Annotated in this window: 21 protein-coding genes; 2 read left to right on the forward strand and 19 right to left on the reverse strand. The window is 59.8% G+C overall.

All coding sequences use genetic code 11. From position 1 onward, the window contains the following. Positions 1-33 precede the first annotated feature (33 nt). Positions 34-453, forward strand: coding sequence for a GNAT family N-acetyltransferase (locus QE408_RS06620; RefSeq protein WP_306929548.1), 420 nt, complete (start codon positions 34-36; stop codon positions 451-453). A 19-nt stretch (positions 454-472) separates the two neighbouring features. Here the strand turns inward: QE408_RS06620 and QE408_RS06625 are convergent, their stop codons facing one another. The 9 genes from QE408_RS06625 to murA all read right to left on the reverse strand — a co-directional run bounded on the left by QE408_RS06625 (position 473) and on the right by murA (position 10965). Continuing rightward, positions 473-1588, reverse strand: a complete 1116-nt coding sequence (locus tag QE408_RS06625; protein ID WP_306929550.1) for an anhydro-N-acetylmuramic acid kinase — start codon at positions 1586-1588, stop codon at positions 473-475. 11 nt (positions 1589-1599) lie between these two features. Beyond that, positions 1600-2616 carry a serine hydrolase domain-containing protein gene (locus QE408_RS06630; RefSeq protein ID WP_306929552.1) on the reverse strand — a complete coding sequence of 339 codons (1017 nt, stop codon included), beginning with the start codon at positions 2614-2616 and terminating at the stop codon, positions 1600-1602. 13 nt (positions 2617-2629) lie between these two features. Continuing rightward, a complete protein-coding gene (locus QE408_RS06635) occupies positions 2630-4390 on the reverse strand; it encodes an ABC transporter ATP-binding protein (RefSeq protein WP_306929554.1) in 1761 nt (586 codons plus the stop codon). Further along, positions 4387-5229 (reverse strand): ABC transporter permease, encoded by an 843-nt coding sequence (locus QE408_RS06640; protein WP_306929555.1) that lies wholly within the window; start codon positions 5227-5229, stop codon positions 4387-4389. The genes QE408_RS06635 and QE408_RS06640 overlap by 4 nt, the downstream gene beginning before the upstream one ends. Beyond that, a complete protein-coding gene (locus QE408_RS06645; RefSeq protein ID WP_306929556.1) occupies positions 5226-6188 on the reverse strand; it encodes an ABC transporter permease in 963 nt (320 codons plus the stop codon). The genes QE408_RS06640 and QE408_RS06645 overlap by 4 nt, the downstream gene beginning before the upstream one ends. A 24-nt stretch (positions 6189-6212) precedes the next feature. Continuing rightward, positions 6213-7727 carry an ABC transporter substrate-binding protein gene (locus QE408_RS06650; protein WP_373465494.1) on the reverse strand — a complete coding sequence of 505 codons (1515 nt, stop codon included), beginning with the start codon at positions 7725-7727 and terminating at the stop codon, positions 6213-6215. A 67-nt stretch (positions 7728-7794) separates the two neighbouring features. Further along, complete coding sequence (murQ, locus tag QE408_RS06655; protein WP_306929558.1) at positions 7795-8718, reverse strand: N-acetylmuramic acid 6-phosphate etherase; 924 nt, start codon at positions 8716-8718, stop codon at positions 7795-7797. 109 nt (positions 8719-8827) lie between these two features. Then, positions 8828-9712 (reverse strand): N-acetylglucosamine kinase, encoded by an 885-nt coding sequence (locus QE408_RS06660; RefSeq protein ID WP_306929560.1) that lies wholly within the window; start codon positions 9710-9712, stop codon positions 8828-8830. Next, complete coding sequence (murA, locus tag QE408_RS06665) at positions 9709-10965, reverse strand: UDP-N-acetylglucosamine 1-carboxyvinyltransferase (RefSeq protein WP_306929562.1); 1257 nt, start codon at positions 10963-10965, stop codon at positions 9709-9711. The genes QE408_RS06660 and murA overlap by 4 nt, the downstream gene beginning before the upstream one ends. Positions 10966-11083: 118 nt before the next feature. Here murA and QE408_RS06670 point away from each other — a divergent pair, with 118 nt between their 5' ends. Further along, on the forward strand, positions 11084-11932 hold the full coding sequence (locus QE408_RS06670) for a MurR/RpiR family transcriptional regulator (RefSeq protein WP_306929564.1): 849 nt from the start codon (positions 11084-11086) through the stop codon (positions 11930-11932). A gap of 6 nt (positions 11933-11938) precedes the next feature. On the opposite strand, the gene QE408_RS06675 is transcribed toward QE408_RS06670, so the two are convergent. From QE408_RS06675 to QE408_RS06720, 10 genes are all read right to left on the reverse strand, one after another. Further along, positions 11939-12787, reverse strand: coding sequence for a carbohydrate ABC transporter permease (locus QE408_RS06675; protein WP_306929566.1), 849 nt, complete (start codon positions 12785-12787; stop codon positions 11939-11941). Further along, complete coding sequence (locus tag QE408_RS06680; protein WP_306929568.1) at positions 12784-13704, reverse strand: carbohydrate ABC transporter permease; 921 nt, start codon at positions 13702-13704, stop codon at positions 12784-12786. The genes QE408_RS06675 and QE408_RS06680 overlap by 4 nt, the downstream gene beginning before the upstream one ends. Before the next feature lie 83 nt (positions 13705-13787). After that, positions 13788-15026 carry an extracellular solute-binding protein gene (locus tag QE408_RS06685; protein WP_306929570.1) on the reverse strand — a complete coding sequence of 413 codons (1239 nt, stop codon included), beginning with the start codon at positions 15024-15026 and terminating at the stop codon, positions 13788-13790. Positions 15027-15067: 41 nt separating this feature from the next. Then, the gene (locus QE408_RS06690) at positions 15068-16138 is read right to left on the reverse strand and encodes an ABC transporter ATP-binding protein (protein WP_306929572.1); all 1071 of its coding nucleotides are present in this window, start codon (positions 16136-16138) and stop codon (positions 15068-15070) included. A 19-nt stretch (positions 16139-16157) separates the two neighbouring features. Then, the gene (locus QE408_RS06695) at positions 16158-16796 is read right to left on the reverse strand and encodes an HAD family hydrolase (RefSeq protein ID WP_306929573.1); all 639 of its coding nucleotides are present in this window, start codon (positions 16794-16796) and stop codon (positions 16158-16160) included. A gap of 216 nt (positions 16797-17012) precedes the next feature. Beyond that, positions 17013-17795 (reverse strand): SDR family NAD(P)-dependent oxidoreductase, encoded by a 783-nt coding sequence (locus QE408_RS06700; protein WP_306929575.1) that lies wholly within the window; start codon positions 17793-17795, stop codon positions 17013-17015. Positions 17796-17797: 2 nt separating this feature from the next. After that, positions 17798-18646 (reverse strand): fumarylacetoacetate hydrolase family protein, encoded by an 849-nt coding sequence (locus tag QE408_RS06705; RefSeq protein WP_306929577.1) that lies wholly within the window; start codon positions 18644-18646, stop codon positions 17798-17800. Then, a complete protein-coding gene (locus QE408_RS06710) occupies positions 18646-19071 on the reverse strand; it encodes a cupin domain-containing protein (protein ID WP_306929580.1) in 426 nt (141 codons plus the stop codon). The genes QE408_RS06705 and QE408_RS06710 overlap by 1 nt, the downstream gene beginning before the upstream one ends. A gap of 28 nt (positions 19072-19099) precedes the next feature. Beyond that, positions 19100-19495, reverse strand: coding sequence for a RidA family protein (locus QE408_RS06715; protein WP_306930238.1), 396 nt, complete (start codon positions 19493-19495; stop codon positions 19100-19102). Continuing rightward, positions 19488-19907 (reverse strand): acyl-CoA thioesterase, encoded by a 420-nt coding sequence (locus tag QE408_RS06720; RefSeq protein WP_306929582.1) that lies wholly within the window; start codon positions 19905-19907, stop codon positions 19488-19490. Before QE408_RS06720 ends, QE408_RS06715 begins: the two co-directional genes overlap by 8 nt. Between the last annotated feature and the right edge of the window lie 9 nt (positions 19908-19916).

Consider the following 19916-nt stretch of genomic DNA (forward strand, 5'->3'; position numbering starts at 1 on the left):
GGTCGTGATGGAAATCAGTCCCGGAGTGCGCGCATGAAACCCGATCTGACCGTCACCGATCGTCCATCCCCTGAAGACATTGCGGCCATCGGTACCAATCTTTCCGCGTTCAACGATGCCGATGTCGGAGCTGCCGACAGGATGCCGCTTGCAGTCATCGTTCGGGGGGATGATGGCGCCTTACTGGCCGGGATCAGCGGATACACCGCCTGGGGCTGGCTTTACGTGCAGTGGCTCTGGGTTCACGACAGTCTTCGCGGCCAGCAGATGGCGGGTCGCATGTTGACCGCGGCGGAAAATGAGGCGCGCGGGCGCGGCTGTCATTCCGCCTGGATCGACACATTCAACCCGGTGGCGGAGAAGGCTTACTCCCGCCAGGGTTACGAGGTCTTCGGTGAGCTGCCGGATTTTCCGATCGGCCGCACCCGGAAATTTTTGAAAAAGCGGCTCTGATCGCGTCTGATTGAAAATTTCAGGCGGCGAGGCGTCCGCCGGTCATCGGTTCTGGAGCGCCGGTCGTGGTCGGGAAGCTGATCGGCATATTGCGCAGCACGCGGACCGCCAGAAAAGCAAAACATTCGGCCTCTACGGCGTCGCCCCGCCAGCCCAGCGTTTCGGCAGGCTGGGCGTCGACACGGGCGCGCTCCGCCAGCATGCGCATCAGTGTCGGATTATGGCGACCGCCGCCGCTGACAAACAATCTCTCCGGGCGCTGCGGAAGCAGATCCAGCGCCTTGCCGACGGCAGAGGCGGTGAAGGCCGTCAGCGTGGCGGCGCCATCTTCCAATGAAAGCCCGTCTGCCATGCTCGCACCAAAATCGAACCGATCCAGCGATTTCGGGAAGCGAGCGGAGAGATAGGGATGCTGGAGCAGCTTCGCCAGGCGCTCTTCATTGACTTGTCCTGATGCGGCGATCAGGCCGTCGCGGTCCATGTCACCTCGTCCATGCTGCTTGATCCAGTCGTTGATCGGCGCATTGGCGGGGCCTGTGTCAAAGGCGACAACGTGGCCCTTGCCATCGGTCCAGGTGACGTTACCGACACCGCCGAGATTGAGGATCGCGGCACTGCCATCCTGCGTCACGCCCTTCAGCAGCGCCGAGTGATAGGCGGCGGCCAGCGGGGCGCCTTGTCCGCCAGCGCGAACATCGGCGCTGCGAAAATCATAGGCCACCTTGGTACCGAGAAGCTTCGCCATCAATCCGCCATCGCCCAGTTGCCGGGTGGCGCCGAGACGGCCCGGCTGCGGCGCGCGGTGCAGTACGGTCTGCCCATGGAAGCCGACGACGCCGATATCGGATAGCGACAACCCGGCATCTTTCACCAGGGCTGCTACTGCAGCGGACTGGGCACGGGTCAGCGCGTCTTCGGCGCGTGCGAAAATCTCCGGCTCCGGCCCGTCGAAATTCCACTTGCGGGCCGCAGCCAGTGTCTCTTCCAGAAGGTCGCGAACGGCTTGATCATAGGGTGCAAGCGTATAGGCGCCGAAGCGCTCGACGCGTTCGCCATCGGTTTTGAGAAGCGCGACATCGATGTTGCCGTCCAGCACAGTACCCGTCATCAAACCCACGGCCCAGATCGGTTCCATTTCGTCTCTCCTCAATGCGTGTTGATCATGTCGCCGATGGCAGCGCGAAGGGCGAAAATGCCGCTATCGACGTGCCGGCTCGGATGCACCCGGTTGGTCAGCAAGGTCCAGGCGCGCCGCTTGTCGAAATCGATCCAGAGGCCTGTGCCGGTAAATCCCGTATGGCCGATGACGCTATCGTTGCAAAACGCGCCGCCCGACCAACCTTCATAGGGACGCTCCCAACCATGGGTGCGTCTGTTCGAAAGCGGTTGGCGCATCAACCTGACAACACCATCGCCGTTCTCGTTCCCCGTCAACAGCGACCGGGCATAGTCGAGAACGGCATCCGCGGTGCCAAACAGACCGGCATGGCCAGAGCCCTGAAGTGCGTAGCAATTCTCGTCATGCACCTCCCCGCAGATCATCCGGTTGCGCCAGGTGCAGAACTCGGTGGCTGCAGTTTTTGCAGGATCGCCGTGAAAAGCAAAGCCCGGGCCGGCATCCATCTCGCGGATGCGCTTGCCAGCCAGTCTTTCCAGAGCGATGCCGAGAAGGATGTAATTCATATCCGAATAGGCAGGCTCGCCATGGCGCCATTCGCGCTGGAGCACGAAGGCCCGCAGACGGTCCGGGTCATCCCCATAGGTATAGATCGGCTCCACCCCCGGAAACGGAGTCTGGTGGCCCAGGCACTGACGGAAGGTCACCTTCCGTTCCCAGCATTCGGGAGCGTATTGCCGGAAATCGGGGATGAGCGTCGTGATAGGACTGTCGAGATCGATAGCGCCGGAAACGGCCAATTCGAGGATCTTGCGCGTGGTGAAAATGACTTTGGTCAGCGAGGCGAGATCGAACCAGGTGTCGAACACCATCGGACGCTCGCCACCAACTTTTTGCGCATGACCGATCGCCCTCGTCAGGCGATTGCCGTTTCCATCGACCATGCCGAAGACGCCGCCAGGAATACGGCCAGCATCGACAGCCTCTTTCAGTAGGTCAAAGCTACCGTCGAAAGGTGTCAGGAGCGGCGAAGATTGTTCGGCCATGAAGGTTTCCTGCTCAATCTGCCGCCGCCACTTCAAGCTTCACGCGGTGGTCTTCGCCAAAATATTTCCAGCTCGAGGGCTGAGGCTCGAAGCCCTTAGGACGCAACAATGTCGGCACGGCCTCGGTGTTCAACTCAAACCTCTCGCGCCGCCGGTCCATGGTTGGCACCGCTGCAATCAGCTTCTTGGTATAGCTGTGCTGAGGATTCGACAAGACGGAGCGGGCGTCCCCGATTTCGACGATCTGACCGGCATAGAGAACGGCGACCCGGTGGGCGATGCGTTCGACCACGGCCATGTCGTGGGAGACGAAGAGATAGGCGAGGTCACGCTCCTTTTGCAGGTCAATCAGAAGATCGAGCACGCGCGCCTGAACCGAAACATCGAGTGCGGAGACAGCCTCATCAAGCACGAGAATGGAAGGATCGAGCATCAAGGCGCGGGCGATGCAAAGGCGCTGGCGCTGGCCGCCGGAAAACTCATGCGGATAGCGGGTGAGGCTATCGGCGGGAAGGCCAACGCGGTCAAGAAGTGCTGTCATTTGCGAGGTGATCTGGCCGTCGATCCGACGTCCCGCTGCAATGACCGGCTCAGCCAGAAGGCTTTGTACATCGAGACGCGGATTGAGAGACGCATAGGGGTTCTGAAACACCATCTGCATAGGCTTTTGCGCGTTTGTCGATTGGGAAGACGGAGAGGATTGTGTGGTGAAGGAGCCGCGTGTCGGCTTGACCAGACCAAGCAGAGCCCGCGCCGTGGTCGATTTGCCCGATCCGCTTTCGCCGACGACCGCAAGCGTCTCGCCCCGACAAATATCAAACTCGACAGCTTCCACCGCATGGATGGCGCCTGCGGGTCGGCGAAGAAGGCCGGTCGTGGTAGGAAAGCGTACGGTCAACTCCTGAACCGAAAGTGCGGTGGGCTCGTTGGCGTGTTTCGTACGAGGTGAGTCAGCACGCACATGCTGGCCGTTGGCAAAATGCGGGACCGCGTTTAACAGGTGCTGCGTGTAGCTGTGTTGCGGACGGTCGAGAATATCGTCTGCCTTTCCCTGCTCCACAACCTTTCCAGACTGCATCACCAGCACGCGGTCGGCAATCCCTGCCACAAGTCCGAGATCATGAGTGATGAAGATGAGGCCGGTGCCGGTCTCTCGCTGAAGCTCGGCGAGAAGCGCCATGATCTGTGCCTGTACCGAAACGTCCAGCGCCGTCGTTGGTTCGTCGGCAATGAGGAGACGAGGGGACGCTGCGAGCGCCATCGCAATCATCACCCGCTGCAGCATTCCGCCGGAAAGCTGGTGCGGATAGTAACTAAGGCGTCGCGCCGCGTCTGGAATGCGCATGCGGTCTAACGCCCGCAATGTCTCTGCACGCGCCTCTGTCCCGCCCTTGCCTTGCAGGCGAAAGACTTCCTCGATCTGCTTGCCGATGGTGAGCACCGGATTGAGCGAGGTCATCGGCTCCTGAAAGATCATGCCGATCTCCGACCCTCGGATTTGCTCCATCCGTTTCGTGTCGAGAGTGACGAGATTTAGCGTCTTTCCATCGGCTAGAGACAGGTCGATCCGGCCATTGGTGATCCTGCCGCCGCTGTAATCGATGAGGCGATTGATCGAGAGCGCGGTGACGGATTTGCCGGAGCCGCTTTCGCCGACGATGGCCAGCGTTTCGCCGGCATCGAGTGTGAAGCTGACGCCTTCCACGATCGGCTTCACGGCATTGCCGCGACCGAAACCGACGCTGAGGTTTTGTACAGAAAGCAGCTCTGTCATGATGCCACCCGTCGCATGCGGGGATCGAGCAGATCGCGCAGCGCATCGCCCAGAAGGTTGAAGCCGAGAATGCCGAGCATGACGGCAAGGCCCGGGAAGATCAGCAGCCATGGTGCCATCTCCATCAGGTTGATGCTGTCCGCCAGCATCAGGCCAAGCGAGGAATCCGGCGGCTGTGTGCCAAGGCCAAGGAAGCTCAGGCCCGATTCCGTCAGAAGGGACCACGCCAGCGCCAACGTCACCTGCACGGTGAGCGGCGCCACCAGATTGAGCATCAGGTGCCGGGTGAGGATGTAGGATGTGAAACTGCCGAAGGTGCGGGCCGCATCGACGAAATCGCGCGCCTTGATCGACAGCGCCGGTCCGCGCACAACGCGCGTGAAGATCGGCGTATAGACGAAGGCAATGGCGAGAATGCTGGTGAAGGTACCCGGGCCGACCACGGTGATGAAGAGCAGGGCAAGCAGGATGGCCGGGAAGGCGAGCAGGATGTCCATCAGTCGCATGACAACGCCATCCCACAGATGTCCGACCCAGGCGGCGGTCAGTCCCAGAACCGTGCCGATGACGGCGGCGATGCCGACAGAGGAAAAGGCGACGAGGAAAGATTGACCGATGCCGATCATCAACCGGCTGAGCACATCGCGCCCGAACATGTCGGTGCCCATCCAGTGGGCGGCGCTGGGGCCTTGCAGGCGGTCGATGCGGAATTGTTGCAGCGGATCGTAGGGCGTCAGACCAAGCCAGGCGGCAAGCGCCAGCAACAAGTAGGTTAGGACGATGGCCGCGCCAACGCAACCGCTCGGGTGGCGCAGAAGCCTAGACAATAGAGAGCTCATGACCGGCTCCCCAAGCGAATGCGCGGATCGAGCGCGACATAGGCAAGATCAACGATGAGGTTGACGATCATGAAGTTCAGCGCGATGAACAGCACCGCGCCCTGCACCAGCGCATAATCACGCTGGAGAATAGCTTCCAGCGTCATGCGCCCGATGCCAGGAAGCGCAAAGATTTGCTCGACCAGAACCGCGCCACCCAGCAGATAGCCGAACTCGACACCGCAAAGTGTGATGACGGGAATGAGAGCGTTGGGCAGGGCGTGCCGCCAGATGACGTTGCGACGTGCCACACCCTTGCTGCGGGCGGTGCGCACGTAATCATCGCTCAAAACATCGAGCATGGCTGAGCGGGAAATTCGTGTGACGGAGGCGGTGAAAGACAGCCCAAGTGTCAGCGCGGGAAAAAACAGTTGCGAGAGGTTGGCGATCGGATCCTGGTTGAAAGGCACATAGTCGCCCATGGCTGGCAGAATGCCGAAGCCCGCCGAGAGAATGTAGATGATGCCGAGGCCAAAGACGAAGCTCGGCGTGGACTGCCCGATCATGGCGAAGATGCGGACGCTGAGATCCGAGCCCCGGCCAGCGCGCGTTGCCGCAAAGACACCGAGCGGAAGCCCGAGGAGAAGCGCGATCGCCACCGACAGGCAGGCGAGTTCGAGTGTCAGTGGGAAACGTTGGAGAATGACGTCGAGCACCGGCTTACCATAAGTGACCGAGAGACCAAGGTTGCCTGATACGACCCCAGAGAGCCAGCGCCCATACTGAACGAGCCAGCCCTGATCGAGGCCGAAATAGGCCGAGAGGGCTTGCTTCTGCTCTGGCGTCAGAAGACCAGCCTCTGTGCCGAGCATGGCGGTGATGGAGTCACCGGGAACGAGGCGGATGGCGACGAACACCAGAACGGAGACACCCAGCATGACGAGCGGGAATGTCACGAGACGTCGTAGCAGGTAGGTCATGTCGTCATCCGCCTCATGCACGTATTACTTCAGAGTGACCTTGGAGAGGCCGAACAGAGAACCATCCGGTGTTGCTACGAAGTTTTCGACATTCTGCTGCTGCGCCGTGTAGGCGTAGTTGGTGTAGAGCCAGATCCATGGCGAGACTTCCGCCAGATGCTTGTCGAAAGCGGCAAAGATTTCCTTGCGCTTGGCAACATCGGTTTCGACACGGCCCTTCTGCATCAGGTCGTCAAGCGTGTCGTCGATATAGTGCGCGACCTTCTGCAGGTTGCCCGCCTTCGTCCAGTAGCGGTTATACATGGTGTAGGGATCGGCCCGGCCACCATTCTGCGCCACGGCCATGTCGAAATCGCCTTTCAGCCAGGTATCCACATAGACGTTGAGTTCCATCATCTTGATGTCGAGTTTGATGCCGATTTCCTTCAACTGCGACTGGATGACCTGGGCTTCGGCGGCAGCGGTCGGCGGTTCGCCGGTTGCGGCGATCACGGTTGCCGAGAAGCCGTCCTTCAGCCCTGCATCGGCCATCAGTTTCTTGGCTTTTTCGAGATCCTTCTTGTAGCAGAAGAGGGTGTTCGGGTCCGAGCGATAGAGTGGCATCGTCAGCGGTCCGGTGACTTCGCCTTCACCGAGCAGAGCCGTATCGAGCACATCTTGGCGATCGATGGCGCAGGAAATAGCCTGACGCACGGCAAGCTCTGTCATCGGCTTGCGCGAGGCATTGAGCTGCAGCGCGTGGTAGGAGAGGACTGGCTTACGGTTCAATGTCAGCCCGGCCACCTTCGGCACGAGCGTTGCGACCAGAGGATCGTTCAGCAGAGCGAAGTCGACCTTCTTGGCGCGGAGTGCTGCAAGAATGGCGTTCTCATCCGGCAACACGCTGATGTCGATGCCATCGACTCCCACCTTGCCGCCCGCCCACTCGGCATTGGCCTTCAGCACTTCCTTCTGGTTCGGCTCCCAGCTTTCGAGCTTGAAAGGGCCGCTGCCGACGGCCACCGTGCCGATCTTGCCAGCCGTTATCTCGGAAGCAGGCACGATGGCTGCATTGATGCTGCCCATAGCGGTGAGCAGTGGAACGTCTGGCTGCGACAGGTTGAAGACAACGGTCTGAGCATCCGGCGTATCGATGCTGGCAATCGAGAGATAGTTGGCGCGGGCGGCTGCCGCTGTCGCCTGGTCGAGAATACGCTCGAAGGAGGCTTTTACGTCGGCAGAGGTCACGGCTGCACCATTGTGAAACTTCGCCGTCGGGTCGAGTTTGAAGGTCAGCGTCTTGGCGTCGGGCGAGAAGGTCCATTCTTTTGCAAGCGCCGGCACCACCTTGAGATCGCCGTCCAGGCGGACCAGAGGTTCATAGATCAGTTCAAGCAGGCGTATCGAGGAAAAGGCCGTCTGCTTGTGCGGGTCAAGGCCCGTGGCATCCTGTGCCCACGCCATTTTCAACGTGGCTGCAAATCCGGGGGTGGCGGTGGCGGTCAGCAAGCTTCCGGCGATTGCCGCACAAGCCAGCCATTTTCGAGCGATCATTGTCATGCTTATTCTCCCTCTGGTTGGCTGATCCCGTCCTTTTCGAACGCCGGGTATGCAGCAGGTCTCGCGTTCAATCGGTTTTTTCAGTCAGCGCTTTGCGCAAAAAGCCGTCATTTCGAACAAGTGCCGCCTCAGCCTCTTCCCGGCTCAGTCCGCTCAGGATCATCAGGATCGCGAGCTTCACATTGTTGCCGCTGACCGTCAGGTGATCTTCCGCAACTTCACCCGTGCAGCCGGTTGCCTCCATGATGATACGGATGGCGCGGGCGCGAAGCTTCTGATTGCTGATGGTCAAGTCCACCATCAGGTTCTCGTAGGTCTTGCCGATGCGGATCATGCTGGCGGTCGTCAGCATGTTCAAGACGAGCTTCTGCGCGGTGCCGGATTTCAACCGTGTTGAGCCCGTCACCACCTCCGGCCCGACGACGGGCGAGATGGCAATGTCGGCCATGTCGGCCAGCGTCGAATGCGGATTGCAGGTCAACGAAACAGTCTTCGCGCCGATGGATCGGGCATGGGTCAGCGCGCCAACCACGTAAGGCGTGCGCCCGCTCACCGCGATGCCGACCACCACGTCGTTTGCGGAAAGATTGATCTCCGCAAGATTGCGCTTTCCTTCCTCCACGTCATCCTCGGCGCCTTCCACCGCATGTAGAATGGCGCGCGGGCCACCGGCTATCAAACCGACAACCATGCCTTCCGGCACGGAAAAGGTGGGAGGGCATTCGGATGCATCGAGGACACCAAGCCGCGCGCTGGTCCCCGCGCCAATATAGATCAACCGTCCACCGCTGCGAAAGGCGCGAACGATCTCCTCCACCGCCTCGGCGATTTGCGGAATGACCTTGGCGACGGCGTCCGGCACGAGCGCATCGTCGCGGTTCATGACCCTCAGGATCTCTTCCGTCGGCAGAAGATCGATCGACATGGAATTGGGATTGCGCGCTTCAGAAACCAGCTGCTCAAGTTCCGCCATCAGGTGCAGGTGCGACATGGATCCTCACTCGATTTTTTAACAGATTAAGATCGAATATTCCTCATGTCAATTAATGTAGGAATATATTATTCCATCTTTTGCAGCTACAGATGCGCTCCGCTTCCGCTCAGGATGACAGGTGTTTTGCCAGGATGATCGCACCGGAGACGGCGTCGCCATCTGCCGGTTTCAAGCGCTTGCGCACGTCGGGTGCAAGCCACGGCTCCAACGGTCCGGAAAGACCACCGAGCAGTGTGACCGCCGGTGCGCCATACTCGATCAGGCGACGGACGAGGCCGTCAATATGGCCGGCCCCGGATTGAACGATCTGCCGGGCGGCGGCGTCTCCCTGGTCGGCATGACGCAGAACGAGGGGCGCGAGTGTCGCGTAATCCGTCGCGGTTGCCTTATCCATCCAGCCGACGATATTGGCGGGAAGGTTGTCGAAGCGGTTCAGGACTTCGGAGAGAAGTGCGGTCTTATCCCGCCGCCCGTCGAAGGCGAGCAAGGCGGACTGGATCGCCTTCAGCCCCATATCGGCACCGCTCCCTTCATCGGAGATTGGAAAGCCGTAGCCGCCTGCGCGCTTCTCCTCATCGCCGACAAGCGCCAGCCCGATCGAGCCGGTGCCGGCAATGACAATGCCGCCATCGTGACCGGAATGGGCACCGAGGCAGGCGGCAGCGCCGTCGGAGGTAAAGCAAATATTGCCGAAAGGATGCGGCAGGGCTTCCAGTTGTTCGCGCGAGCCTGCACGCGTCAGCCCGGCAATGCCGATGCCTGCGATAACATTTGGTGCGCTGGAAGAGTCAAGTCCGGCCTCTTCGGCTGCACCCGTCCAGGCCCGCAGCACGGAGGCCCAGGCGTTTGGGACGCCGAGGCGAGTCGTCGCTGGCCCGGACAATCCTTGCCCGATGACGTGGCCGGCCTCATCGACGATCCTTGCACGGCAGCCGGTGCCGCCGCCATCGACGCCGAGATAAAGTGTCTGGTCGCGAAGCGGCTTCGTCATAGCGACACGCGACGAATGTTGGCGCCGCATTGGGCCAGCTTGCGGTCAAGCTGCTCATAACCACGGTCGAGATGATAGACGCGCTTGATGATGGTTTCACCTTGCGCTGCAAGTGCTGCAAGCACCAAGCACACAGAGGCACGCAGATCGGTTGCCATGACAGGCGCGCCCTTGAGGGATTGCTGCCCACGGACCGTGGCGACGGAACCGTTGAGCGCGATGTTCGCGCCAAGCCGCGACAGTTCCGGCACATGCATGAAGCGGTTTTCAAAAATGGTTTCGCGGATGACGCTGGCGCCGTCGGCAATCGATGCCATCGCCATGAATTGTGCCTGCAAATCCGTCGGAAAGCCTGGATAGGGTTCGGTGGTGAAATCGGCAGGCTTGATTGGCAAATGACCTTCGACCACGACGCCGCGATCTCCGGGCCAGATGGTGGCGCCCATGCTTTCCAACACCTGCAAGACCGATGAGAGATGCTCCATACGGGCATTGACCAACTCGATACGGCCGCCGGTGATCATCGCCGCTGCCGCATAGGTCCCGGCCTCAACGCGGTCCGCAATGGCGTGGTGGCTCGCGGCACGCCAATTCGTGTCGCCTTTGACCAGAAGCCGATGCGTGCCAGCGCCTTCGATCTGCACACCCATAGAAGAGAGACAGGCGCAGAGATCGACCACTTCCGGTTCACGCGCGGCATTGAGGATTTCGGTTTCGCCGGTGGCGCAACACGCCGCCATCAGCGCCGTTTCGCTGGCGCCGACGGAGGGGCCGGGCAGGACAATGCGCGCGCCTTTCAATCCGTTAGGGGCATCCGCGACGATATAGCCGCCTTCCACGGCAATCCTCGCACCAAGGGCTGAGAGGACTTTCAGATGCATATCGACCGGGCGCGCGCCGATCGCGCAGCCTCCGGGGAGCGAAACGCGCGCCGAGCCGAAACGGGCGAGCAGGGGGCCAAGCACCAGGATCGAGGCGCGCATCTTGCGCACGGTCTCGTAGTCCACTTCGCCTGGCGTCACGTCTCGCGCATTGATGGTCGTACCGCCCGCATGTCTTTCCACCTCGGCACCATAAAGCGAAATGATGCGCAGCATGTTGTCGACATCGGACACCTTGGGCAGGTTTGTCAGCTCAAGCGGATGAGGTGAGAGAAGGGCGGCGGCAATCTGCGGCAGAGCCGCGTTCTTGGCGCCTGCAATTGGGACCGCGCCATCGAGCCTCGTTCCGCCGGTGATATGCAGCTCATCCATAAAAGACCTTCCGGGTCAAAACTGATGCTGAAATCTGGATAGCCAATCATAAGATAAGCGCTATAATATTCCAGAGAATTTTTAATTTGCGAATATCTTATTCCGGTTGGGGGAGCGCATGTCCGTCTTGAAGGTCATCCAGGCGAAATTGGAATTCATGACGGATGCCGAGCGCCAGATCGGCCAGTTCATCGTCGATGATCCCGATCGCATGGTGCAGCTTTCTTCTGCGGAACTCGCCGCCGCGACCGGGCGCAGCCAGTCCAGCGTCGTGAAATTCTCGCAGAAGATCGGCTATGATGGCTATCAGCAGCTGAAACTTGCGGTCACCAAGGCCAAGGCGCAGGAGTGGCGTGTCCCCTCCGGCATGATCCACGGAACGATCGATGCCGGGGACAATTTCGTCACCATCCAGCAGAAGCTGGTGGCGAGCAAGGTCTCCGCCATGCAGCAGACGATGGAGGTGAATGCCGAAGACGCCGTTACCGCTGCGGTCTCTGCACTGGCATCGGCAAGGCGCATTCATCTCGCCGGTATCGGTGCGTCTTCGCTCGTGGCGCGGGATTTCTCCTACAAGCTATTGAAGCTCGGATTGGTGGCGCTGATGGATCGCGATCCGCATGTGCAAATGGCCAATGCCGCGTCGCTCAACAGTCGGGATGTGCTGTTCGCCATCTCCCACTCCGGCAGTACCAACGAGACGATCCGGCTGGCGGAACTGGCGAAAAAGGGCGGCGCGACGGTCGTCACCCTGACTGGTCTTCATGGCAATCGGCTCAGCCAGATCGCCGACATCACGCTCCATACGGTGACGGATGAGGAACGCGTGCGATCCTCCGCCATCACGTCCCGCGATGCGCAGCTAGCGATCTGCGATCTGGTCTTCCTGCTGTTGATCGCCAAGATACCCGGCGCCAACGACGCCATTCATGCCAGCGAGGCGGCGGTCTCCGTTCTCAAGTCGTGACCATGTCTATTTGATCGCGCCTGCCGTCATGCCGTTGATGAACTGCCGCGACAACGCGATGTAGAGAATGATGATCGGCAGTGCCGAAAGCGTCAGCCCGGAAAACAGCACGCCCCAATCCGTGGCGAACTCGCCCATGAAGGTGGTCAGTCCCTGCGGCAAGGTCTTCTGATTGTTGTTCTGAATGAAGATCAGCGGGAAGAAGAAATCATTCCAGATCGGCACGACGTTCTGGATTGCGGCGATCACCATGGCCGGTCGCACCAGCGGCAGCATGATGGACCACATGATCCGCGCTTCATTGGCGCCGTCCATGCGCGCGGCATCCTCCAGCTCGTTCGGCAGGCTGCGAATGAAGCCGGTCAGGATGAAGACGGTCGTCGGCAGGCCGGTTGCGACATAGATGAAGATCAGCGAAAGCCGCGAGTCAATCAGCCCGAAATCCCGCATCTGGATGAAGAGCGGAATGATTGCCAGTTTCAGCGGCAAGGTCAGCCCCGCCAGGAAAAACAAAAGTATAAAGCCGGACCCTCGGAACTCGTAACGGGCGATAGCATAGGCCGCCATCGTGCCCAGGATTAGGATGAGCGCAATCGAGCTTGCCGTGACGATGAGCGAATTGCCCATATAGAGCAGGAAGTCCGTCTCGTTCCAAACCCGAAGGATGCTTTTGACATTGGTGAAATCGGGAATGGAAAAGGGGGACTGAAAGATCTGCGCATTGGTCTTGAAGGCTGAAAAGAACATGATGACGATCGGTGTCAGCATGACGATGCTGTTGCTGATCAGCAGGATCTGGATCAGGCCATCCCAGCCATAGGTGCGGAAGCTGCCGCGGTCGATTGACTTCCTCATAGCTGGATCTCCCGTCTGCGCAGTCTGACGGTAATGATGCTGGAAACCACGGCAATGAACAGGAAGATCAGCACAGCAAGCGCGCTGCCGGGACCGAAGTTTTCCGCCGAGGCTGACATGCTGCCAAAGGCTGTGCGGTAGAAATAAAGGCCAAGCACATCGGTTGCCTCATGCGGATTGCCGTCCACACCCGCCATGATGAAGGGAAGTTCGAACCAGTTGAAAGCGCCGACGAAGAGCAGAGTGAAGACGACTGTCGCCGAAGGGGCGACAAGGGGCCACACGATCTTGCTCATCTTTACCCATTCGCTCTCGGTCTCCATGCGCACGGCATCGAGAATTTCCGATGGTATACGCTGCATCCCGGCCAGGAAGACGAGCGTCGGAAAGCCGACCATGTGCCAGGCATTGGCAACGACGATGGCCATCAATGCAGTGGAATCCTGGCCGAGCCACGGTTGGGCCAGGCTGCCGAGCCCGACGGCTCTGAGACTGGCATTCACTGCCCCAAAGAGCGGGTGGTAGAAGAGCTTCCACATCAGGCCGACAATCACGGTGGACAGCACCACGGGCAGGAAGACGGCGATGCGGTGAAAGCGCGCGCCCCAGAGTTCGCGCCAGAGGCAGTAGGCGAGAATGAAGCCGACGCCGTTCTGAAGCACCATCAGGGCGAAGAAGACAAAGATATTGTGCTTGAAGGCATTGATCGTGCGTTCCGAGAACGGATACTCGAACAGCACGCGGTAGAAATTATCGAACCAGACGAAGTCGCCGCGGACCAGGCCTCGCCACTCATAGAAGGCATAGGCGAAGGCCGACAGGATCGGGTAGACGAGAAACAGGCACATGAAGGCGATCGGCGGGACCACAAGGGCCGCAATCCAAAGTCTTCTGCCTGTCAACTTGCTGGACATCATCGACACTATCCCAACGGCCTCAAATCAGAGGAGCCGACCACTCTCATCAAGAGCGGCCGGCCCAATCCGGCTGTGCCGTTCGATCACTTCTTGAACGGCGCATACCATGTGGCGAGACCATCGGTCATCGACTTGCCGACCTCAGCCGGTGTCGCCTGTCCGTTCAGCATCTTCGATACACCTGCCTGGATCAGGTTCGAACCCGTCGGCTCACCGTAGCGGAAGTTGACAAGCGTCATATAGGGGATCGAATCCTTGTTGAGCTCGGCGACCTCGGCCAGCAGAGGATTATCGAAGGTGACGCCTGGAACGGCAGAAACGTTGTTCAGCCCGTTGGCAAAGGCCTGTCCGAAATCCTTGCTGGAAACATAGTTGAGGAACTTTAGCACAGCCTCCGGATCCTTCGGCTTGGCATTCCCGCCGAAGCCGGAGTCGTAGAAGAGGCCAACGAGCTTTTCGTCCTCTGCCTTCAAGCCGGGGGCTGCGAAGACGCCCATCTTCAAATCCGGGTTCTGCTTGGCGAAGTTGGCAAGCTCGAAGGAGCCGCCGGCAAACATGCCGGCCATGCCGGAGGTGAACAGCTGCTGCGCGGAAGCGTAATCGAGACCGACGAAGCCATCGGGGAAATACTTGGAGATTTCCTTGAGCTTCGTCAAAGCCTCGACATAGCGCTTGTCGTTGAAGTCGGTCTTGCCCGCCATCAGGTCGGCATAAAAGGCCTTGCCCATGATCGAGGACGTCAGGGCGGAGACGATGGTCTCATTCTGCCAGCCGGTGGCCGTGCCATTGGCAAACGGCATGACGCCAGCGGCCTTCAGCTTCTCGCAGGCGGCAATGAACTCATCCCAGCTCTTCGGTTCGGTGATGCCGTTCTTCTCGAAAATCTCGGTGTTGTAGATGACGAGCATGGTCTGGCTTGCGGCCGGAACGGCATAGAGCGTCTTGTCCGAGCGCATCGTTGCGGAGGCAAGAGCCGATTCCGAGAAGCCCTTCAGCGCCGGGATCTTGGTATCGTCCAGTGGCATGAGGTAGCCAGCACCCGCCAGGCTCTCAATGCCGCCATAGGTACGGGTCATCATCAGATCCGGGCCCTTGCCACCAGCAAGTGCAGTGGAAAGGACGGTGTTGTAGCTCGTTGCTTCGAAGGCCTCGAATTTCACCGTGATGTCCGGGTTCGCCTTGTTGAAATCGGCGAAGAACTTTTCATATTCGGCCTTGTCTTCCTGGCGCCAGGTCCAGAAGGTCAGGTCTGCTGCGAAGGTTGCGCTGGCCGACAGGATGGTGCTGCAGGCAATCGCTGCTCCCAGTAAAAATCGTTTCATCTGTTCCTCTCCTTCTTTTTTGGTTTACGCGAGTTGTTCGATCACACCGCAAGTCGTTGCGATGTTTCATGGCTGAAGTAATGGACCTTCTCAGGCTCGACGGTAATCGTCACCGGCGTGTCAGGGGCATATTGCGTATCCGGCCCACAGCGCACTGAGACTGGTGCGCCTTCCCCCATCCGTACGTAAACATAGGCGCTATCGCCGAGATATTCGGTGTAGACCACCTTTGCGGCAAAGCCGTTCTTGCTCGTATCCGACGAAATCGACATGCCGTCCGGCCGCACACCCATCAACAGCTCCCGTTCTGGTGCCGACGGCAGGCGTGGCATCAAGATTTGGCCGATACCGGGTGCGATGAGCTGATTGCCGTCTCGCTCCACATTGAGCATGGCCATGCGTGGCGAGCCGATGAAGTTCGCGACGAAGACATTGGCAGGCGTCTCGTAAAGTTCGCGCGGCGAACCGAATTGCTCGATCCGGCCGCCATTCATCACCACGATGCGGTCGGCCAGCGTCATGGCCTCGACCTGGTCATGGGTCACATAGATGGTCGTGCCGCCGATCTCCCGATGGAGACGGGCGATCTCGAGCCGCACTTCCGAACGCAGTGCCGCATCGAGGTTGGAAAGCGGCTCGTCCAGCAAGAGAAGCTGCGGCTTGCGCACCAGCGCCCGGCCGATAGCAACACGCTGCCGCTGTCCGCCGGACAATTCACGCGGCTTGCGCTCCAAGAGATCTTCCAGCCGCAGCATGCGGGTGGCTTCGCCGATACGCGCTTCGACTTCCGGCTTGCTGAGGCCCATCAGCCGCGCACCGAAGGCCATGTTCTCATAGACATTCATATGCGGGTAAAGCGCATAGGATTGGAACACCATGGCGATGCCGCGTCGCGATGGCGCAATCTCGTTCATGCGCTTGTCATTCAGCCGGAATTCGCCGTCGGTGATCGGATCGAGACCGGCAATCAGGCGAAGAAGCGTCGATTTTCCGCAGCCGGACGGCCCGACGAAGACGATCAACTCGCGGTCGTTCACATCGAGATCGATGCCATGGAGAACCTCGACAGCCTTGAAACGCTTCTTGATACCGCGCAGTGACAGTTGGGCCAAGGTCAGAACTCCATTTCGCTCAGGACGTGCCGCTGGTCGGTGGGTGCGCAAGTGCAGCGTCTATCGCTGCAGTCGTCTTGGCTGCATCCAAATGATGAATACTGTGCCAGCCGAACCGACGGGCCGTCTCGATATTTTCCAGCGTGTCGTCGATAAAGATGATCTGTTCGGGAGAGACAGCCTCGCGTTGCTGAACTGCGAGATAGATATCATCGGCCGGCTTCTCCATCCCCATCTCATGGGAGAGATAGCAGGCGTCAAACAGGTCCGTGCCCGTCATTTCTTCGATGATATGCCGCCAATGAATGGCCTGGGTGTTTGACAGGCAGACGACGCGATGGGTGGATTTCAACTGCTGCGCATAATCGACCATGCCGGTAAAGACGCCGGCGAGAAGTGCCGTTTCCGCCTCGATAACCTGTTCAGTCGTCAGCCCATAGAGGAGGGATGCGCGCTTCAGATAGTCATCTTCGCTGATCTGGCCCAGGCGAAACTGCATGTTGAGTTGCAGGAGGTCGGCACTTGGCACGGCAGTCGAGGACCACAGCCCACCCGCTTCAAGCGCAGCCCGGCGCTTTTCGACATTCAACTCGATGAAGACGCCGCCGACATCGAAGACGATAAGCCTGTCGTCGCTATGTCTATCCGGCTTGACCACCACATATTCTCCGCAGGAAGTACCCTATGATGCGAAGGAAAAACGCGCTACGTCCCTCTACTGGCTCCACATTGGCAAAAGCGACGGGAATTATCAATTCCTAATTTCGCGAAAATTACGAATAAAATATTTTCGCCTAATGGCCATAAACAGCATCGCCGGCAGTGGGTGGTGCCCATGCCGGCGATGCAGGTGAACAGTCACTCGGATTGAAACCTACTGATCAAAAATGCCGGTCTGGGACGCGACCTTGCGATAGGCAGCCCCTGCTGTAAAGCCGCCGTCAATGACGAAGTCTTCGCCTGTGATGAAGCTGGAGGCGTCGGACGCCAGGAAGAGCACGAGCTCGGCGATCTCTTCCGGCTTGCCGCTGCGCTTCATCGGCGTCATGTCGATCATCGGCCTCAGGTGAGGGCTGTTGGCGTTCAGTCCGGTGACCACAAGCCCGGGGCAGACCGCGTTGACGCGGATGGCTTTTGGGGTCAGTTCCATCGCAGCACTGCGGGTAAGGCCGCGCAGGCCCCATTTGCTCGCCGTATAGGCCGGGTCGTAATGACCCGAAAAGCCGCTATTGGAAGAGATGTTGACGATCGAGCCACCACCGGATTTTGCCATCAATTCCGTCACCGCCTGAATGCCGAGAAAGGCACCGGTGAGGTTGACCTTCAAAACGCGTTCCCACGCCTCAAGGCTGGTGGTTTCGACGATGGTGCGGTTGATGATGCCGGCATTGTTGACGAGGATATCGATGCGGCTCTTCCATTCGGTTGCAAGCGTCACGACGCCTGCCCAACTCGCGGGGTCTGTCACATCGAGATAGATGAAGCGGGCCTCGCGCCCCTCTTCCTGCAGACTTTCGGCAAGCGCTCGACCTTCCTCGGCCAGCACATCGGCGATGATGACCGCCGCACCCTTTGAGGCGAAGAGGCGGGCTTCGGTCTCGCCCTGACCGCGCGCGCCACCGGTGATGATGGCAAGACGTCCGGAAAGATCGGTCATGCTCAATCCCTCGCTTCTACCGTATGCTGCCGCTGCTCTCCAAGGCCCTCGATACCAAGCGTCATGACCTGGCCTGGCTTCAGGAACACAGGTCCCGGCTTGATACCCATGCCCACGCCGGGCGGCGTGCCGGTGGCGATCACGTCGCCGGGCTCTAGCGTCATGAACTGGCTGATATAGCTGACGAGATGCGCAACGCCGAAGATCATCGTATTCGTGTTGCCGGTCTGCCGGCGCACGCCATCCACATCAAGCCATAGCGCGAGGTTCTGAGGGTCGGCCACCTCATCGCGTGTGACGAGCCAAGGGCCCGTCGGCCCAAACGTGTCGTGGCTCTTGCCCTTGGTCCATTGGCCGCCGCGCTCGGACTGGAAGGCGCGTTCGGACACATCGTTGACGACGCAATAGCCCGCGACATGGTTCAGCGCATCCGTCTCGCTGACATATTTCGCCCGTGTGCCGATGACGACGCCAAGCTCGACCTCCCAATCGGCCTTCTTCGATCCCCGCGGGATTTCGACATCGTCATTCGGGCCGACGACGGCAGAGGTCGCCTTCATGAACAGGATCGGCTCCTCAGGCGGTGCCTTGCCGGTTTCCTTCGCGTGGTCTGCATAATTGAGGCCGACGCAGATGAATTTGCCCGGGCGGGGCACGCAGGCGCCGATGCGTTCGACTGAGACCTGCGGCAGTGATGCAGGGTCGATGGCCGCGAGCCGCGCAAGACCGGCATCGGACAGGACATCGCCGGTGAAGTCGGCGATGACGCCGGAAAGGTCACGCACTGTGCCGTCCTGGGCGAGGAAGGCAGGCTTTTCGGCGTCTGCCGGGCCGTATCTCAACAGTTTCATCAGGCTCTCCTGAACCCTTCGAGGACGGAATCGTCCACATCCGGCAGGTTGACGACGATGTTGTCGGGCGTGCGCGTGGTGAGCCACACCAGCTCTTCCGTCGTCGACATGTTGACCTCGATATGCGGCCAGTTCGGCGGCACGAAGATGAAGTCGCCTTCCTCCATGTCGAGATACTCTTTCCAGTTCTCGCCGAAATAGATGCGCGCCTTGCCTTTCAGCACATAGCCGCCGGTCTCCGCTTCGCCATGATGATGCGGATAGGAGCGGTAACCCGGCTCGTTGGAAACCTTGCCGAACCAGATCTTGGTGGCAGGCGTGTGCTGCGGGCTGACACCCGAAACGCGCACGCAACCGCCGGACTGGCCGGTGCCGGTGTCTTCCTGGCCCTTGCGGGTGATGAAGGGTCTGATGGTGCTGGTCATGGAATCTCTCCTCCTCTGCAGATTTCAATCAATCGGGAACGACGGCCAGCGCCTGGATTTCGATCTTGGCGCGGTCTTCCATCAAGGACACCACCTGGACTGCCGCCATCGGCGGAAAGTGGCGACCGATGATCTCGCGGTAGATCGCGCCGATTTCCTTCATGCGCGATTTGTAGGAGACGCGGTCGGTGAAGTACCAGGTCATCTGGATCAGATGTTCGGGCTTCGCATCCGCTGCCTTCAGCACGCTGACGATGTTGATCAGCGTCTGGCGCACCTGTTCGACAAAGTCGTCCGAATGAAACTGGCAATGCTGGTCCCAGCCGATCTGGCCGCCGACTTGTACGATGCGCCCGCGCGCACTGATCCCGTTCGAGTAACCGATAGGCTTTGCCCAGCCGTCCGGCTGAATGATTTCATGCATCATGTCTTGGCTCCAGATAACGTGTAAGACCTGCGCGCACGTCGTCAGGCCAGGGATGGGATTTGTGGTTTTCAAGCGAGGTCATCACGATCCTTTGGCGGACCGACCAGATGATGTCGCCACGGACGGTGACGATGGTTTCAAGATCGAGCGAGGCACGACCGATCGAGCGCACATGCACGGAAAAATCCAGCGTATCGCCATAGACGGCGGGCTTCTTGAACTCGAGGTTCATGGTCACCGTCGGCAGTCCGAGTTTGCGCTCGAACATCAGTTCCTTCCAGGTGACGCCGAAGGAAGCGAACATCGCCTCGTTCACGTCGACGAGCATGGAGAGATAGGCCGGATGATAGGCAATCCCCGTGAGGTCGCAGTCGCCAAAGCGCATGGGTTTGGAATGGGTAAAGGGCATTTCTTCTTG

Origin of the sequence: Agrobacterium larrymoorei, from assembly GCF_030819275.1 — a bacterium.
GTDB lineage: Bacteria > Pseudomonadota > Alphaproteobacteria > Rhizobiales > Rhizobiaceae > Agrobacterium > Agrobacterium larrymoorei_B.

What these genes read in the sequence shown, in the direction of transcription:
- QE408_RS06680 (WP_306929568.1), bottom strand. Translation starts at nt 13,704, where the DNA reads ATGATGTCCAGCAAGTTGACAGGCAGAAGACTTTGGATTGCGGCCCTT.
- QE408_RS06715 (WP_306930238.1), bottom strand. Translation starts at nt 19,495, where the DNA reads ATGCATGAAATCATTCAGCCGGACGGCTGGGCAAAGCCTATCGGTTAC.
- QE408_RS06630 (WP_306929552.1), bottom strand. Translation starts at nt 2,616, where the DNA reads ATGGCCGAACAATCTTCGCCGCTCCTGACACCTTTCGACGGTAGCTTT.
- QE408_RS06670 (WP_306929564.1), top strand. Translation starts at nt 11,084, where the DNA reads ATGTCCGTCTTGAAGGTCATCCAGGCGAAATTGGAATTCATGACGGAT.
- QE408_RS06645 (WP_306929556.1), bottom strand. Translation starts at nt 6,188, where the DNA reads ATGACCTACCTGCTACGACGTCTCGTGACATTCCCGCTCGTCATGCTG.
- QE408_RS06675 (WP_306929566.1), bottom strand. Translation starts at nt 12,787, where the DNA reads ATGAGGAAGTCAATCGACCGCGGCAGCTTCCGCACCTATGGCTGGGAT.
- QE408_RS06700 (WP_306929575.1), bottom strand. Translation starts at nt 17,795, where the DNA reads ATGACCGATCTTTCCGGACGTCTTGCCATCATCACCGGTGGCGCGCGC.
- QE408_RS06620 (WP_306929548.1), top strand. Translation starts at nt 34, where the DNA reads ATGAAACCCGATCTGACCGTCACCGATCGTCCATCCCCTGAAGACATT.
- QE408_RS06640 (WP_306929555.1), bottom strand. Translation starts at nt 5,229, where the DNA reads ATGAGCTCTCTATTGTCTAGGCTTCTGCGCCACCCGAGCGGTTGCGTT.
- QE408_RS06635 (WP_306929554.1), bottom strand. Translation starts at nt 4,390, where the DNA reads ATGACAGAGCTGCTTTCTGTACAAAACCTCAGCGTCGGTTTCGGTCGC.
- QE408_RS06650 (WP_373465494.1), bottom strand. Translation starts at nt 7,727, where the DNA reads ATGACAATGATCGCTCGAAAATGGCTGGCTTGTGCGGCAATCGCCGGA.
- QE408_RS06720 (WP_306929582.1), bottom strand. Translation starts at nt 19,907, where the DNA reads ATGCCCTTTACCCATTCCAAACCCATGCGCTTTGGCGACTGCGACCTC.
- QE408_RS06660 (WP_306929560.1), bottom strand. Translation starts at nt 9,712, where the DNA reads ATGACGAAGCCGCTTCGCGACCAGACACTTTATCTCGGCGTCGATGGC.
- murQ (WP_306929558.1), bottom strand. Translation starts at nt 8,718, where the DNA reads ATGTCGCACCTGCACCTGATGGCGGAACTTGAGCAGCTGGTTTCTGAA.
- QE408_RS06685 (WP_306929570.1), bottom strand. Translation starts at nt 15,026, where the DNA reads ATGAAACGATTTTTACTGGGAGCAGCGATTGCCTGCAGCACCATCCTG.
- murA (WP_306929562.1), bottom strand. Translation starts at nt 10,965, where the DNA reads ATGGATGAGCTGCATATCACCGGCGGAACGAGGCTCGATGGCGCGGTC.
- QE408_RS06710 (WP_306929580.1), bottom strand. Translation starts at nt 19,071, where the DNA reads ATGACCAGCACCATCAGACCCTTCATCACCCGCAAGGGCCAGGAAGAC.
- QE408_RS06625 (WP_306929550.1), bottom strand. Translation starts at nt 1,588, where the DNA reads ATGGAACCGATCTGGGCCGTGGGTTTGATGACGGGTACTGTGCTGGAC.
- QE408_RS06705 (WP_306929577.1), bottom strand. Translation starts at nt 18,646, where the DNA reads ATGAAACTGTTGAGATACGGCCCGGCAGACGCCGAAAAGCCTGCCTTC.